This is a genomic window from Kitasatospora sp. NPDC043950, assembly GCF_056435345.1.
This window is the reverse complement of the sequence record NZ_JBWKER010000035.1, coordinates 14505-28346: the sequence shown is the minus strand read 5'-3', so window position 1 is coordinate 28346 and position 13842 is coordinate 14505. Positions and strand designations below refer to the sequence as shown.

Sequence of the window (13842 nt, the reverse complement as noted above, 5' to 3'; positions counted from 1 at the left end):
TCAGGCCTTGGCGGCCGCCGCCGTCTTCTTCGCCGCGGCCGTCTTGGCGGCGGTCGCGGTGATCGGCTTCGCGGCGCCGTCGGCGGCAGCGGCCGCGGCCTCGCCCTCTGCCGGCTCCTCGGTCTTCGGGCCGATGCCGAGCTTGCCCTTGATCTTCCGCTCGATCTCGTCGGCGAGCTGCGGGTTGTCCCGCAGGAAGTTGCGGGCGTTCTCCTTGCCCTGGCCGAGCTGGTCGCCCTCGTAGGTGTACCAGGCGCCGGACTTGCGGATGAAGCCGTGCTCGACGCCCATGTCGATCAGGCCGCCCTCGCGGCTGATGCCGACGCCGTAGAGGATGTCGAACTCGGCCTGCTTGAACGGCGCGGCGACCTTGTTCTTGACCACCTTGACGCGGGTGCGGTTGCCGACCGCCTCGGTGCCGTCCTTCAGGGTCTCGATCCGGCGGATGTCCAGCCGGACGGAGGCGTAGAACTTCAGCGCCCGGCCACCGGTCGTGGTCTCCGGCGAGCCGAACATGACGCCGATCTTCTCGCGCAGCTGGTTGATGAACACCGCCGTGGTGCCCGACTGGTTCAGCGCACCGGCGATCTTGCGCAGCGCCTGGCTCATCAGCCGGGCCTGCAGACCGACGTGCGAGTCACCCATCTCGCCCTCGATCTCCGCGCGCGGGACGAGCGCCGCGACCGAGTCGATGATGATCAGGTCGACCGCGCCGGAGCGGATCAGCATGTCGGTGATCTCCAGCGCCTGCTCACCGGTGTCCGGCTGGCTGACCAGCAGGGCGTCGGTGTCCACGCCGAGCTTCTTGGCGTACTCGGGATCGAGCGCGTGCTCCGCGTCGACGAAGGCGACCGTGCCGCCGGCCCGCTGGGCGTTGGCCGCCAGGTGGAGGGTCAGGGTGGTCTTGCCGGAGGACTCGGGGCCGTAGATCTCGACCACCCGGCCGCGCGGGATACCGCCGACACCGAGGGCGACGTCCAGGGCGGTGGACCCGGTGGGGATCACGTCGATCGGCTCGTTGGCCTTCTCGCCCAGGCGCATCACCGAGCCCTTGCCGAACTGCCGCTCGATCTGAGCGAGTGCGTTCTCAAGGGCCTTCTCGCGGTCCGTACCTGCCATGGCTTCCACCCTCGGGTTCTGTGCTGTGCGCTTCATCGTCCTCGACGCTAGCGCGTCCCACTGACAAACGAGCCCGACCCGGCTCCGCCTGTGGAAAACTCCTCGCCGGAGAGTATAGAGAACAACTGTTCGATTCAAGCCTCGCACGTCCGAACGGTACCGCCACCGCCGGCCGGGTCACCTCCCGTCGCCGCCGACCATCCGCCGCAGCCGCCGCGCCGCCTCCCGGCGCAGCTCCCGCCGGGCCCGCCGCTGCTCGCCCCGGTCGATCCGCGGGTCGGTGGCCACCTCGTACCGCCGCACGTACGTCCCGACGAAGCCCTGCAAGGTGGCCGCCGCCGGGATGGCGATCAGCGCGCCCACCGCGCCGAGCAGCGCCGCGCCCGCGATCACCGCGCCGAACGCGACCGCCGGGTGCACGTCCACCGTCCGCGCGGTGATCCTCGGGTGCAGCAGGTAGTTCTCGACCTGCTGGTAGACCACCACGAAGATCAGCACCCAGAGCGCGTCCACCGGCTGCACGGTGAGCGCCACCAGCACCGGCAGCGCGCCGGCCAGGTACGTCCCGATGGTCGGCACGAACTGCGACATGACGCCGACCCAGACCGCCAGCGCGGCCGCGTACGGCAGGTCGAGCAGCGCGAACATCACCCAGTGCCCGATCGCGGAGACCACCGCGAGCAGCGCCCGGGAGTACAGGTAGCCGCCGGTCTTGGCGAGTGCGATCTCCCAGGCCCGCAGCACCTCGCCCTGCTTGGCGGGCGGCAGCATCGAGCAGACCGTCCGGCGGACCCGCGGGCCCTCGGCGGTGAAGTAGAAGGTGAACAGCCCGACCGTGAAGGCCTGGAAGAGCCCGCCGATCACGGTGGAGGAGAGGCCCCAGACGTTGTCGGCGGCCTGCTGGGCGTAGCTCTCGATCGCGCCGGAGTCCTTGAGCAGCTTCTTCTGCAGCTCGCCCAGCGACAGGTCCTGATGGAACGTCCGGTTCACCCAGTTGATCAGGTTGTCGACCAGGTGCGGCAGGTCCCCGGCGATCTTCGCGACCTGATCGACCAGCAGCGTGCCGAGCGCCGCGAGGAACCCGATCACCGCGATCCCCACCGCGACGAACACCAGGAAGGTGCCGATCCCGCGACGCACCCCGCGCGCCGCCATCCGGTCGACGGCCGGCTCCAGCGCCAGCGAGAGGAAGAAGGCCACCAGCAGCATCACGAAGAGGTCGATCAGCTGGTGGAAGGCCCAGTCGGCGAGCTGGAACAGCCCGACCAGCACCAGGGCCAGCACCATCGCCCGGGGCAGCCAGCGCGGCATCCCGCCACCCCAGAGGCCGCCGGCCGCGCCCTCCGGCAGCCGCGGTTCGGGCGGCGGGCCCGGAGCCTCGTCGGCGACCCGCGCCGTCCTGTCCGAATTCTGTGCTTCTGCGCTGCTTGTCACTCCGACAGTCTCACCCATCCCCCGGAACCGCCCGAGCACCGGGCACCCCGCCGGGGCGGGGTCGGTCCCGCGGGCGGGCGGTGGTCAGCGCAGCACGCCGGAGACGCCCTGGGTCTCGCAGACCACCCGCCAGACGTCCTTGGCCTCCCAGCCCGCCTCCAGCGCCTGCCGCACCGTCCGCCCGCCGAGTTCGCTCATCACGTGGTCGGAGGCGAAGGACTCCGCGTACGCCTCCCCGAAGTGCGCGTGCATCCGTCGCCAGAACTCCGTCAGCCTCATGGCTCCAGTATCCCGGACCGCGCGGCCCCGCTCCGGGCCCGCCACTGCCCGGCCGTCAGCGCGTACTCGACCTCACCGTGCTCGCTGCCGGGGATCGCCTCCGGGTAGTCCTCGTGGAAGGTGCGGACGAACGACAGCCCGGTCTTCTCCATGACCCGCCGCGAGCCCGCGTTGACCGTCATCGTGTACGCCACCACCCGCCGCACGCCCAGTTCGGTGAAGCCGCGGCGGACCAGCGCCCGCGCCCCCTCGGTCGCGTACCCGAGCCCCCAGGCGGCCCGGCGCAGCCGGTACCCCAGCTCGACCTCGGAGCGGTCGCCGTCCCGCGTCGGCCGGAACTCGAACCAGCCCAGGAAGGCCCCGCCGTCCCGCTCCTCGGCCGCCCACCAGCCGAGGTCTCCGTACCGCCGGTGGTGCGCGAGGTACAGCGGCAGCAGTTCGCCCTCGACCCGCTCCCGCGCGGTCGGCCGCCCGCCGGTGAGGTGGCGCATCACCTCCGGGTCGCCGTCCAGTTCGACCAGGTGGTCGACGTCCGCTGCGGTGAAGCGGCGCAGCACCAGCCGCTCGGTGGTGAGGAAGACGGTCACGCCCCGATCCTCACCCGCCGGCCCGGGCGGCGTCACCCGGTTTTCCGCCCGCCTCAGCGCGGCAGCGCGAGCAGCCCGGCACCGAAGTACTGCCGGGCCCCGCAGGCGTACGGCCCGGGCGGGCAGGCGGCCGCCGCGGTGCCGGCGAGCAGGGCGGCGAGCGGGGCGGAGCCGTAGTCCGGGTGCAGGGCGGCGGCCACCGCGACCACGCCGGTGACGTGCGCCGCCGCCATCGAGGTGCCGGCCAGTGCCGCGTACTGCCCGCCCGGCCAGTCGGAGACGACCGCGCCCTGCGGCCCGCTGTCCGGGTCGCCGCCGGGGGCGGCCAGCGAGACCCGGCCGCGGCCGTAGTTCGAGTAGCCGGACGGGCGGCCGTCCCGGTTGACGGCGGTGACGGTGACGACGCCGGGCAGTTCGCCGGGCAGCCGGATGCACTCGGTGCCCAGGTAGCGGGAGCGGGCCGGGCCGGAGACCCGGTCGTTGGGGCTGCGTTCGTCCGTCCGGGCGGCACCGAGGTCCTGCCCGTCGTTGCCCGCCGAGGCGACCACGACGGCGCCCTTGCGCTGGGCGTAGGCGGAGGCCCGGCCGACGGCGGCGATCAGCGCGGCCTGGTCCTGGTCCTCCGGGCAGTTGTACTTCCACGGGTCGGCGAAGTAGCTGTTGTTGATCGCCTTGGCGCCGTGGTCGGCGGCCCAGAGCATGCCGCACACGATGTTCTCGGCGTAGTACTGGCCGAGCGGTCCGAGCAGCCGGACGGCGGCGATCCGCACGCCCGGCGCGACCCCGGTGACGCCGTGGCCGTCCCGGGTGGCGCCGACGATCCCGGCGACGTGGGTGCCGTGGCCGCTCTCGCTGACCCCGGGGTCGGGCCGCCAGGAGCCGGAGCGGGCGTCGGGCCGGCCGTCGGCGCAGGAGACGGAGGCCTTCGGGTCGACGGCGGCGCGCAGGTCCGGGTGGGTGTCGTCGACGCCGGAGTCGAGCACCGCGACGAGCACCTTGTGCAGCGCGTCGGCGGTCGGCGCGCCGGCGGGACCGCGGATCCCGGTGGAGGCGTCGCCGGCCCGGGCGCCGGCGCCGCCGAGCATGGCGAGGTTCCACGGGTCGCCCTCGCCCGGGTCTGGCACCGTGACGGTGCCGCCGTCCTGCCGGTCGGTGCTGTCGCGACGGGCCCTGTCGGTGCTGCTGCGACGGGCGTGATCGCTGTCGCGACGGGCCTGATCGGTGCTGCTGCGGCCGGCGCGGTCGGCGCGGTCGGTACCGGCGGCGAAGTCCCCGGCGCCGTCCAGCAGGCGGGGCGGGGCGACCACCGGTTCGGTCCGGGTGGTGCCGACGGCGGCGATCCCGGGCCGGGCCCGCAGCGTGCCCGCGAAGCCGCCGGTGGCGTACGCCAGGACGGCCCCGATCTGCGGGTACTCCTGGACCACCTGCCCGCCCGCCGCCCGGCTCTCGGCCCCGGCCAGGGCGGCCCCGGCGGCGTCCTCCTGCCCGGCGAGCACCAGGTAGCTGAGGTAGGGCCGGCCGGATCCGGACACGTACGGGACGGCGCCGCCGACCACGAGTGCGGTGAGCAGCATCGCGAGCAGCGCCCGGGCGGGCCCGCGGACGCGGCGGCGGGCGGCACGGGCGGGACTGCCGGACGGGTTCACCTGCGCCATCGCACGGTCTCCGCTCGTCGGTCCGGTGGGTCGGGGGTGGATCACTGGCCTGATTCATCACCATATGAGCGGATTTGCCTTTTTGCTCCTTTAACTACACCCGGGCTCACCACACCCGTGCGACCTCCGCTCCCCCACCCCGGTTGTCGGTGCCACCCGGCACCATGGGGGCATGGCGCCCCCGCACCCGACCCCGCCGAACGACGACCCCCTGGCCGGATTCGCCCCGACCACCCGGGCCTGGTTCACCGGCGCCTTCTCCGCCCCCACCACCGCCCAGGCCGAGGCCTGGCGCGCCATCCGGCAGGACACCGACGTCCTGGTGGTCGCCCCCACCGGCTCCGGCAAGACGCTCGCCGCCTTCCTCTCCGCCCTGGACCGGCTGAGCAGCACCCCGCCCCCGGCGGACCCCAAGCGCCGCTGCCGGGTCCTGTACGTGTCGCCGCTCAAGGCCCTCGCGGTGGACGTCGAGCGCAACCTGCGTGCCCCGCTGACCGGCCTGCGCCAGGCCGCCGTCCGGCTCGGCCTGCCCGAGCCGGAGGTCCAGGTCGCCACCCGCTCCGGCGACACCCCCGCCGCCGACCGCCGCCGCTTCGCCACCCACCCGCCGGACATTCTGATCACCACCCCCGAGTCGCTGTTCCTGCTGCTCACCTCCGCCTCCCGGGAGGCACTGCGCGGCGTCGACACGGTGATCCTCGACGAGGTGCACGCCGTCGCCGGCACCAAGCGCGGCGCCCACCTCGCGCTCAGCCTGGAGCGGCTGGACGAACTGCTGGAGCGCCCGGCCCGCCGGATCGGCCTGTCCGCGACCGTCCGCCCGGTCGAGGAGGTGGCCCGCTACCTCAGCCCGCAGCGCGGCGCCGTCGTCGTCCAGCCCGCCGCCGCCAAGGAGTTCGACCTGTCGGTGGTCGTCCCCGTCCCCGACCTGGACGACCTGCCCGCGGCCCCGGCCACCGGCGCCTCCTCCGACGCCGACCCGCAGCGGCAGGCGTCGATCTGGCCGCACGTCGAGGAGCGGATCGTCGACCTGGTCCAGGCGCACCGCTCGACCATCGTCTTCGCCAACTCCCGCCGCCTCGCCGAGCGCCTGTGCAACCGGCTGAACGAGATCGCCCTCGAACGGGCCACCGGTGAGCGGCTGCCCGAGGCGCACTCCCCCGCCCAGCTGATGGCCGAGTCCGGCGTCGCCAAGGGCGCCCCGCCGGTCATCGCGCGCGCCCACCACGGCTCGGTCTCCAAGGAGCAGCGGGCGCTGGTCGAGGAGGAGTTGAAGGCTGGCCGGCTGCCCGCCGTGGTCGCCACCTCCAGCCTGGAACTGGGCATCGACATGGGCGCCGTCGAACTGGTCGTCCAGGTCGAGTCCCCGCCCTCGGTCGCCTCCGGCCTGCAACGGGTCGGCCGGGCCGGCCACCAGGTCGGCGCCGTCTCCACCGGCGTCTTCTTCCCCAAGTACCGCGGGGACCTGGTGCAGTCCGCCGTGGTCACCGAGCGGATGCGGGCCGGCCGGATCGAAGCGCTGCGCGTCCCGCGCAACCCGCTGGACGTGCTCGCCCAGCAACTGGTCGCGATGACGGCGCTGGACGCCTGGCCGGTGGACGACCTGCTCACCGTGGTCCGCCGCGCCGCGCCCTTCGCCACCCTCCCGCAGTCCGCCTTCGAAGCCGTGCTCGACATGCTGGCCGGCCGCTACCCCTCGGACGCCTTCGCCGAGTTGCGCCCCCGGGTGGTCTGGGACCGGGTGGCCGGCACCGTGACCGGCCGGCCCGGCGCCCAGCGGCTCGCCGTCACCTCCGGCGGCACCATCCCCGACCGCGGCCTGTTCGGCGTCTTCATCGCCGGCGCCACCGGGTCCGATTCGAAGACGGGCAAGAAGGGCGGCGGCCGGGTCGGAGAGCTCGACGAGGAGATGGTCTACGAGTCCCGCGTCGGCGACGTGTTCACCCTCGGCACCACTTCCTGGCGGATCCAGGAGATCACCCACGACAAGGTGCTGGTCACCCCCGCCCCCGGCGTGCCCGGCCGGCTCCCGTTCTGGAAGGGCGACACCCTCGGCCGCCCACTCGAACTCGGCCGCGCCCTCGGCGCGTTCACCCGCGAGCTGGGCGCCCTGACGCCCGAGGCCGCCACCGCCCGGCTGCACCGGGCCGGCCTGGACGACTGGGCCGCCGCCAACCTGCTCGACTACCTCGCCCAGCAGCGCGCCGCCACCGGCCACCTCCCGGACGACCGCACCATCGTCGTCGAGCGCTTCCGGGACGAGCTCGGCGACTGGCGGATCGTCATCCACTCCCCCTTCGGCGCCCAGGTGCACGCCCCCTGGGCGCTCGCGCTCGGCGCCCGGCTGCGCGAGAAGCACGGCCTCGACCCCCAGGTCATGCACGCCGACGACGGCATCGTGCTGCGCCTGCCGGACGCCGACCTCCTCGCCACCGACTTCGACTTCAACAGCCCTTCGGAGCGGTCCGGTTCGGACGAGGCCCCGGTCGGCGCCGACGCCGCCCTGTTCGACGCCGCCGAGATCGAGCAGCTGGTCACCGACCAGGTCGGCGGCTCCGCCCTGTTCGCCTCCCGCTTCCGCGAGTGCGCCGGCCGTGCCCTGCTGCTCCCGCGCCGCAGCCCCGGCCGCCGCACCCCGCTCTGGCAGCAGCGCCAGCGCGCCGCCCAACTGCTCGAAGTCGCCTCCGAGTACGGCTCGTTCCCGATCGTCCTGGAGGCCGTCCGCGAGTGCCTCCAGGACGTCTTCGACGTGCCGGGCCTGGTCGAGCTGATGGGCGACCTCGAATCCCGCGCCGTCCGCCTGGTCGAGGTCACCACCCCCGAGCCCTCGCCCTTCGCCCGCTCCCTCCTGTTCGGCTACGTCGCCCAGTTCCTCTACGAGGGGGACTCCCCGCTCGCCGAGCGCCGCGCCGCCGCCCTCTCGCTCGACTCCCGGCTGCTGTCCGAACTCCTCGGCCAGGCCGAGCTGAGCGAACTGCTCGACCCGCAGGTCATCGCCGAGTTGGAGGCCGAGCTCCAGCGCCTCACCCCCGAGCGCCGGATCAAGGACGCCGAGGGCGTCGCCGACGCGCTGCGCCTGCTCGGCCCGCTCACCGAGGCCGAGCTGGCGGCCCGCGGCGCCGAGCCGCTCTGGGCACTGGAGTTGGAGGCCGCCCGCCGGGTGATCCAGGTCCGGATCGCCGGCGAGCGGCGCTGGTCCGCCGTCGAGGACGCCGGGCGGCTGCGCGACGCGCTCGGCACCCCGCTGCCGGTCGGCGTCCCCGAGGCCTTCACCGAGCCGGTCAAGGATCCGCTGGGAGACCTGCTCGCCCGCCACGCCCGCACCCACGGCCCGTTCGCCGCCGCCGAGGCGGCCGCCCGCTTCGGCCTCGGCACCGCCGTCGTCACCGGCACCCTGCACCGGCTCACCGCCGCCGGCCGACTGGTCCAGGGCCAGTTCCGCCCACCCGTCGCCCGCCAACACCCTTCGCCGGAGGCGCTCCACACCACCCCTCCCGACCACACCACCACCGAGTGGTGCGACGCCGAGGTCCTGCGCCGGCTGCGCCGCCGCTCGTTGGCCGCCCTGCGCCAGGAGGTCGAACCCGTCCCACCGCGCGCCCTGGCCGCGTTCCTCCCGCAGTGGCAGCACCTGGCCGGCCACCGACTGCGCGGCCCGGACGGCCTGCTGCGGGTGGTCGAACAGCTCCAGGGCACCGCCCTGCCCGCCTCCGCCCTGGAGAAGCTGATCCTCCCGGCCCGGCTCACCGACTACTCCCCCGGCCTGCTGGACGAGTTGACGGCGGCCGGCGAGATCGGCTGGTGCGGGGCCGGCGCACTGCCCGGCAAGGACGGCTGGCTCAGCCTGCACCTGGCCGAGCACGCCCACCTGCTGCGCCCCGAGCCCGTCCCGCCCGCGCTCACCCCCGTGCACAGCGCGCTGATGGCGGCACTGGCCGGCGGCTACGGCCTGTTCTTCCGCCAGCTGGTCCAGCAATTGCCGGAGGAGACCCCGGAGCCGGAGGTCGTCGAGGCGCTCTGGGACCTCGTCTGGGCCGGGTACGTCACCAACGACACCCTCGCCCCGCTGCGCGCCCTGCTCGGCTCCGGCCGGACGGCCGGTGCCACCGCCCACCGCGCGCCCCGGGCGACCCCGCGCGGCCGCTACGGCGGCGCCGGCCGCGCCTTCGGCCGGGTCGGCGGCGCGCTGCGCAGCGGCCCGCCGACGGTGGCCGGGCGCTGGTCACTGCTGCCCGCCTTCACCACCGACCCGACGGTCCGGGCCACCACCCAGGCGCAGAGCCTGCTGGACCGGCACGGCCTGGTCACCCGGGGCGCGGTGGCCGCCGAGCGGGTGCCGGGCGGCTTCGCCGGGGTGTACCGGGTGCTCGCCGCGATGGAGGAGCGCGGCCGGGCCCGCCGGGGCTACTTCGTCGAGGGGCTGGGCGGCGCCCAGTTCGCCATGGAGGGCGCGGCCGACCGGCTGCGCTCGGTCAACGGACGACTGGAGCGGGCCCGGGCCGCCGAGTGGCCGGCCGCCCCGGCCACCGAGCCGCCGCAGGTGCTGGTGCTGGCCGCCGCCGATCCGGCGAACGCCTACGGCTCCGCGCTGCCCTGGCCGGAGCCGCCGACGGCCCCCGGAGCCAAGGAGGCCCGGGCGCACCGCCCGGGCCGCAAGGCGGGCGCCCTGGTGGTGCTGGTGGACGGCGAGTTGGCGCTGTACGTCGAGCGGGGCGGCAAGTCACTGCTGGCCTGGCCGGAGGACGGCGCCACCCGGGCGCTGGCGGTGGGCGCGCTGGCGGCCGCGGTCCGCGAGGGTGCGCTCGGCAGCGTCACGGTCGAGCGGGCGAACGGCGAGCCTGCCCTCGGCTCGGCGCTGGGCGCCGCGCTGGAGGAGGCCGGTTTCCACGCCACCCCGCGCGGCCTGCGCCTGCGGTCCTCCTGAGGTCCGCCGACACCGAAGGCCGCGGGGCATCCGGTGCCCCGCGGCCTTCGTTCGCTCGTATCACCCGTTCGAGTGGCTCAGCCGACCGTCGGCGGTTGCGCCTCCACCCGGGCCACGGCCGCCGATGGGCGCCGCTCCGGCCCGGTGGCGTCCCGGTCGGCGTGGACCGGGATCAGGCCGAGTCCCCAGCCGCCGGCCGCGAGCAACCCCAGCGCGGCGCCGTCGGCCAACTGTCCCCGGACCGCCGGCAGCCACCAGACCAGCCCTGCCGTCAGGATCACCAGGACCCGGCGGGCCGGCCACGGCATCAGTCGCCGCAGCCGTATTCGAGCCTCCGTGCACGCCGTCGCGGCTCTGCGCACGACCGCCCTCCTTCGCTCGCCCCGGGCACCAGGAGCCCGGGAGTCGAGGCCGGGTTCAGGCGGCGACCACGTCCATCGCGGCGGCCTTGGGCGACATGTTCGCCCGGTCGGTGCCGGGGGCGGGCAGCGGAACCGGTTCGAGTACCGGCCTCAGCAGATCACCTTCGGAGAGGGTGGCCATCGCCGCAAGTTCGGCGAGCGACAGTTCGTCGCTGACCTCGCGCATGACCTCGGACATCCGGACGTCGAGCGCGTCGCAGATGGCGGAGAGCAGCTCCGAGGAGGCCTCCTTCTGTCCCCGCTCGACCTCGGAGAGGTAACCGAGCGAAACCCTGGCTGCCGCCGACACCTCGCGGAGTGTGCGGCCCTGGCGCTGGCGCTGCCGACGCAGTACATCGCCCAGTAGGCGACGAAGCAGGATCATCGGTGCCTCCCTCCTCGGACTGCGGATCGAGATGTCACGACCCCACCGTACCGCCTTGCCCGCATCGCGTGCGGGGACCCTGGTCGTGTTCACTCTGGGCTGCAAGGCTGTCCCCCTCCTCGTTCCGGTGTCGTTCCCGGGTCCGCGGGCCCCTCGTGGTACCCGCCGTGGGCCGCCCGGCCACCGTCACGCAACTCGTTCGCCACCTGGTTTCTGCCCAACCAGGCCGTTGGATGTAACACGATCCTCCAGCTGTGCCATGCCCGCGGACCGGATCGGCAGATCGCGGTTCGGTGGAGATCGCCGCGATCGGGGCTCCACCACGCCTCCGCGGCGCCTCCACACGGGCTGCGGGACGCCCGGGTGCGGGCCCCGCGGGGTTCAGGTCGTGGGCGTAGCGGCCCGTAGCCGCTCGACGAACAGCTCCAGAGCGGCGGTCACCGCCCCGTGACGGATTCTGGCACGCCCGCCCGACAGCCGGGGCGAACTGACCAGAGTTCCCTCCGGACCGGCGACCGCCAGGTGTACGGTGCCCACCGGCTGCCCGTCCTGCGGGTCCGGCCCGGCCACCCCGGTCGTCGCGATCCCGTACGTGGCCCCCAGCAGCCGGCACACGCCCTCGGCCATCTGCCCCGCCACCACCGGGTGGACCGGCCCATACACCGCCAGGAGCCCCTCGTCCACGCCGAGCACCGAGGCCTTCAGCTCGGTGGCGTACGCCGTGACCGAGCCCCGGAAGGTCGCGGACGCCCCGGGGACGTCGACCAGGGCGGCCGCGAGCAGCCCTCCGGTCAGCGACTCGGCGACGGCCAGCGTGCCGCCCCTGGAGCGCAGCGCCTCGTGCGCCCGTACCGCCAGCTCGTGGTCCGTCACCCGGTCTCCCCCGTCACTCACCGGCCCGCGCGCTCCGCGGCCAGTCCCTCGCGGCGCATGCGCAGCGCCTGTCCGACGTAGTCCAGCGCGGTGCCGATGGTCAGCAGTACCGCCAGGGCCATCAGCACGGCCCGGGCGGTGGCCAGCCAGCCGGTCAGCTCCAGCACGTACATGCCGACCGCGATGCCCTGGGTCAGCGTCTTGATCTTGCCGCCCCGGCTGGCCGGGATGACGCCGTAGCGGATCACCCAGAAACGCATCAGGGTGATGCCGAGTTCGCGGGCCAGGATCACCGCGGTGACCCACCAGGGCAGGTCGCCGAGCAGCGAGAGGCCGATCAGCGCCGAGCCCATGATCGCCTTGTCGGCGATCGGGTCGGCGATCTTCCCGAAGTCGGTGACCAGGCCCTTGCGCCGGGCCAGCTCGCCGTCGAACAGGTCGGTGATCATCGCGATGGCGAACGACGCCCAGGCGACCGAGCGCCACTTGGGGTCGTGCCCGCCGTCGGCGAACAGCAGCGACACGAAGACCGGCACCAGCAGCAGCCGGAGCATCGTGAGCATGTTGGCGATGTTCCAGACAGCCGGCGCCGGCGGCACCGCGGCCGGCGGTCTGCCCGGATGGGCCGCGGCCGGGGCGCCGGGCCCCTTGGTCATTCCCCGGCTCCCGGGGCCTGACGGACCCGGACCGGCTCCAGCGCCTCGGCGATCAGGTCGACGCCCTCGCTGGCGACCACCTTGGCCCGGTGGAACTGGCCGATCTGCGGGTCCTCGACGCCGGTGAGGGTGGTCAGGCCGTCGGTCTCGGGGGCCTGGTGGGCGGCCCGGCCCTCGACCACGCCGTCCTCGATGGACTCGATCAGGACCTCGACCTCGGTGCCGACGCGCTGCTCGGCCCGCTGGGCGGTCATCTCCTCGGCCAGCCGGCTGAGCCGGTTCAGCCGGTCGGCGATCACGTCCTCGGACAGCTTGCCGTCGTAGGTCGCGGCCTCGGTGCCGTCCTCGTCGGAGTAGCCGAAGACGCCGATCGCGTCCAGCCCGGCGTGCGTGACGAAGCGCTCCAGCTCGGCGAAGTCCGCCTCGGTCTCGCCGGGGAAGCCGACGATGAAGTTGGACCGGGCGCCGGCCTGCGGGGCCCGGTCGCGGATGGTCTTCAGCAGGTCCAGGAACTGGTCGGTGGAGCCGAAGCGGCGCATCCGGCGCAGCACGGCGGGCGCCGAGTGCTGGAAGGACAGGTCGAAGTAGGGCACCACGTCCGTGGTCCCGGTCATCGCGTCGATCAGCCCGGGGCGCATCTCGGCGGGCTGCAGGTAGGAGACCCGGACCCGCTCGACGCCCTCGAGCGCGGAGATCTCGCCGAGCAGCGTCTCCAGCAGCCGGATGTCGCCGAGGTCCTTGCCGTACGAGGTGTTGTTCTCGCTCACCAGGACGACCTCGCGCACGCCCTGCTCGGCCAGCCACTGGGCCTCGTGCAGCACGTCGGAGGGGCGGCGGGAGATGAAGGAGCCGCGGAACGCCGGGATGGCGCAGAAGGAGCACCGCCGGTCGCAACCGGAGGCGAGCTTGACCGAGGCGACCGGGTTGTCGTCGAGCCGCTTGCGCAGGGTGCGCGGGCCGGAGGCCGGGGCGAGGCCCTCGGGCAGGTCGGCGATCGGCTCGGCCGGGGTCTCGGCAGCGCCGTGGCCGGGCAGCGCGACGGCCTCGGCGGCGGACTGCCGCTCGGCCGGGCTGATCGGCAGCAGCTTGCGGCGGTCGCGCGGGAGGTGCGGGGCGTGGTGGCCGCCGGAGAGGATGGTCTGGAGGCGGTCGGAGATGTCGGAGTAGTCGTCGAAGCCGAGCACGCCGTCGGCCTCGGGCAGGGCGTCGGCGAGCTCCTTGCCGTACCGCTCGGCCATGCAGCCGACCGCGACGACGGCCTGGGTGCGGCCGTGCCCCTTGAGGTCGTTGGCCTCCAGCAGGGCGTCCACGGAGTCCTTCTTGGCGGCCTCGACGAAGCCGCAGGTGTTGACGACGGCGACGTCCGCTTCGGCGGCGTCGTCGACGAGCAACCAGCCGTCGGCTTCCAGTCGCCCGGCGAGTTCCTCGGAGTCCACCTCGTTGCGGGCACATCCGAGCGTGACAAGGGCGACAGTACGGCGTTCAGGCATAGGGCCAAGATTAACGCGCGGCCTCCGGTGCCGTTCGCC

At 74.3% G+C, this 13842-nt stretch carries 11 protein-coding genes; 1 reads left to right on the top strand and 10 read right to left on the bottom strand.

Annotated elements, in window-relative coordinates:
• The 5 genes from recA to AC07BF_RS23210 form a co-directional block, all read right to left on the bottom strand.
• On the bottom strand, nt 1–1119 hold the full coding sequence (gene recA, locus AC07BF_RS23230) for a recombinase RecA (protein ID WP_363630360.1): 1119 nt from the start codon (nt 1117–1119) through the stop codon (nt 1–3).
• A 177-nt stretch (nt 1120–1296) separates the two neighbouring features.
• The gene (locus AC07BF_RS23225) at nt 1297–2430 is read right to left on the bottom strand and encodes an AI-2E family transporter (protein ID WP_363584633.1); all 1134 of its coding nucleotides are present in this window, start codon (nt 2428–2430) and stop codon (nt 1297–1299) included.
• 207 nt (nt 2431–2637) lie between these two features.
• Complete coding sequence (locus AC07BF_RS23220) at nt 2638–2832, bottom strand: DUF3046 domain-containing protein (RefSeq protein ID WP_363584597.1); 195 nt, start codon at nt 2830–2832, stop codon at nt 2638–2640.
• On the bottom strand, nt 2829–3419 hold the full coding sequence (locus tag AC07BF_RS23215; RefSeq protein ID WP_363584599.1) for a GNAT family N-acetyltransferase: 591 nt from the start codon (nt 3417–3419) through the stop codon (nt 2829–2831). The genes AC07BF_RS23220 and AC07BF_RS23215 overlap by 4 nt, the downstream gene beginning before the upstream one ends.
• Before the next feature lie 53 nt (nt 3420–3472).
• Nucleotides 3473–5074, bottom strand: coding sequence for a S8 family peptidase (locus tag AC07BF_RS23210; protein ID WP_478333870.1), 1602 nt, complete (start codon nt 5072–5074; stop codon nt 3473–3475).
• Between the two features lie 172 nt (nt 5075–5246).
• On the opposite strand from AC07BF_RS23210, the gene AC07BF_RS23205 reads away from it, so the two are divergent.
• Nucleotides 5247–9998, top strand: coding sequence for an ATP-dependent helicase (locus AC07BF_RS23205; RefSeq protein ID WP_478333869.1), 4752 nt, complete (start codon nt 5247–5249; stop codon nt 9996–9998).
• Between the two features lie 77 nt (nt 9999–10075).
• On the opposite strand, the gene AC07BF_RS23200 is transcribed toward AC07BF_RS23205, so the two are convergent.
• From AC07BF_RS23200 to rimO, 5 genes are all read right to left on the bottom strand, one after another.
• Entirely contained in the window at nt 10076–10360 is a 285-nt protein-coding gene (locus tag AC07BF_RS23200; protein WP_363584605.1) for a hypothetical protein, read from the bottom strand.
• Between the two features lie 55 nt (nt 10361–10415).
• Nucleotides 10416–10784, bottom strand: coding sequence for a helix-turn-helix domain-containing protein (locus AC07BF_RS23195; protein ID WP_049660741.1), 369 nt, complete (start codon nt 10782–10784; stop codon nt 10416–10418).
• Between the two features lie 381 nt (nt 10785–11165).
• The gene (locus AC07BF_RS23190; RefSeq protein WP_478333875.1) at nt 11166–11642 is read right to left on the bottom strand and encodes a CinA family protein; all 477 of its coding nucleotides are present in this window, start codon (nt 11640–11642) and stop codon (nt 11166–11168) included.
• Between the two features lie 32 nt (nt 11643–11674).
• On the bottom strand, nt 11675–12313 hold the full coding sequence (gene pgsA, locus AC07BF_RS23185; protein ID WP_363374405.1) for a CDP-diacylglycerol--glycerol-3-phosphate 3-phosphatidyltransferase: 639 nt from the start codon (nt 12311–12313) through the stop codon (nt 11675–11677).
• Complete coding sequence (rimO, locus tag AC07BF_RS23180; protein ID WP_363584609.1) at nt 12310–13803, bottom strand: 30S ribosomal protein S12 methylthiotransferase RimO; 1494 nt, start codon at nt 13801–13803, stop codon at nt 12310–12312. Before rimO ends, pgsA begins: the two co-directional genes overlap by 4 nt.
• Nucleotides 13804–13842: the final 39 nt, after the last annotated feature.

Coding starts and splice junctions, on each gene's coding strand:
- AC07BF_RS23225 (WP_363584633.1), bottom strand. CDS start 2,430: ATGCCGCGCTGGCTGCCCCGGGCGATGGTGCTGGCCCTGGTGCTGGTC.
- pgsA (WP_363374405.1), bottom strand. CDS start 12,313: ATGACCAAGGGGCCCGGCGCCCCGGCCGCGGCCCATCCGGGCAGACCG.
- rimO (WP_363584609.1), bottom strand. CDS start 13,803: ATGCCTGAACGCCGTACTGTCGCCCTTGTCACGCTCGGATGTGCCCGC.
- AC07BF_RS23220 (WP_363584597.1), bottom strand. CDS start 2,832: ATGAGGCTGACGGAGTTCTGGCGACGGATGCACGCGCACTTCGGGGAG.
- recA (WP_363630360.1), bottom strand. CDS start 1,119: ATGGCAGGTACGGACCGCGAGAAGGCCCTTGAGAACGCACTCGCTCAG.
- AC07BF_RS23210 (WP_478333870.1), bottom strand. CDS start 5,074: ATGGCGCAGGTGAACCCGTCCGGCAGTCCCGCCCGTGCCGCCCGCCGC.
- AC07BF_RS23205 (WP_478333869.1), top strand. CDS start 5,247: ATGGCGCCCCCGCACCCGACCCCGCCGAACGACGACCCCCTGGCCGGA.
- AC07BF_RS23195 (WP_049660741.1), bottom strand. CDS start 10,784: ATGATCCTGCTTCGTCGCCTACTGGGCGATGTACTGCGTCGGCAGCGC.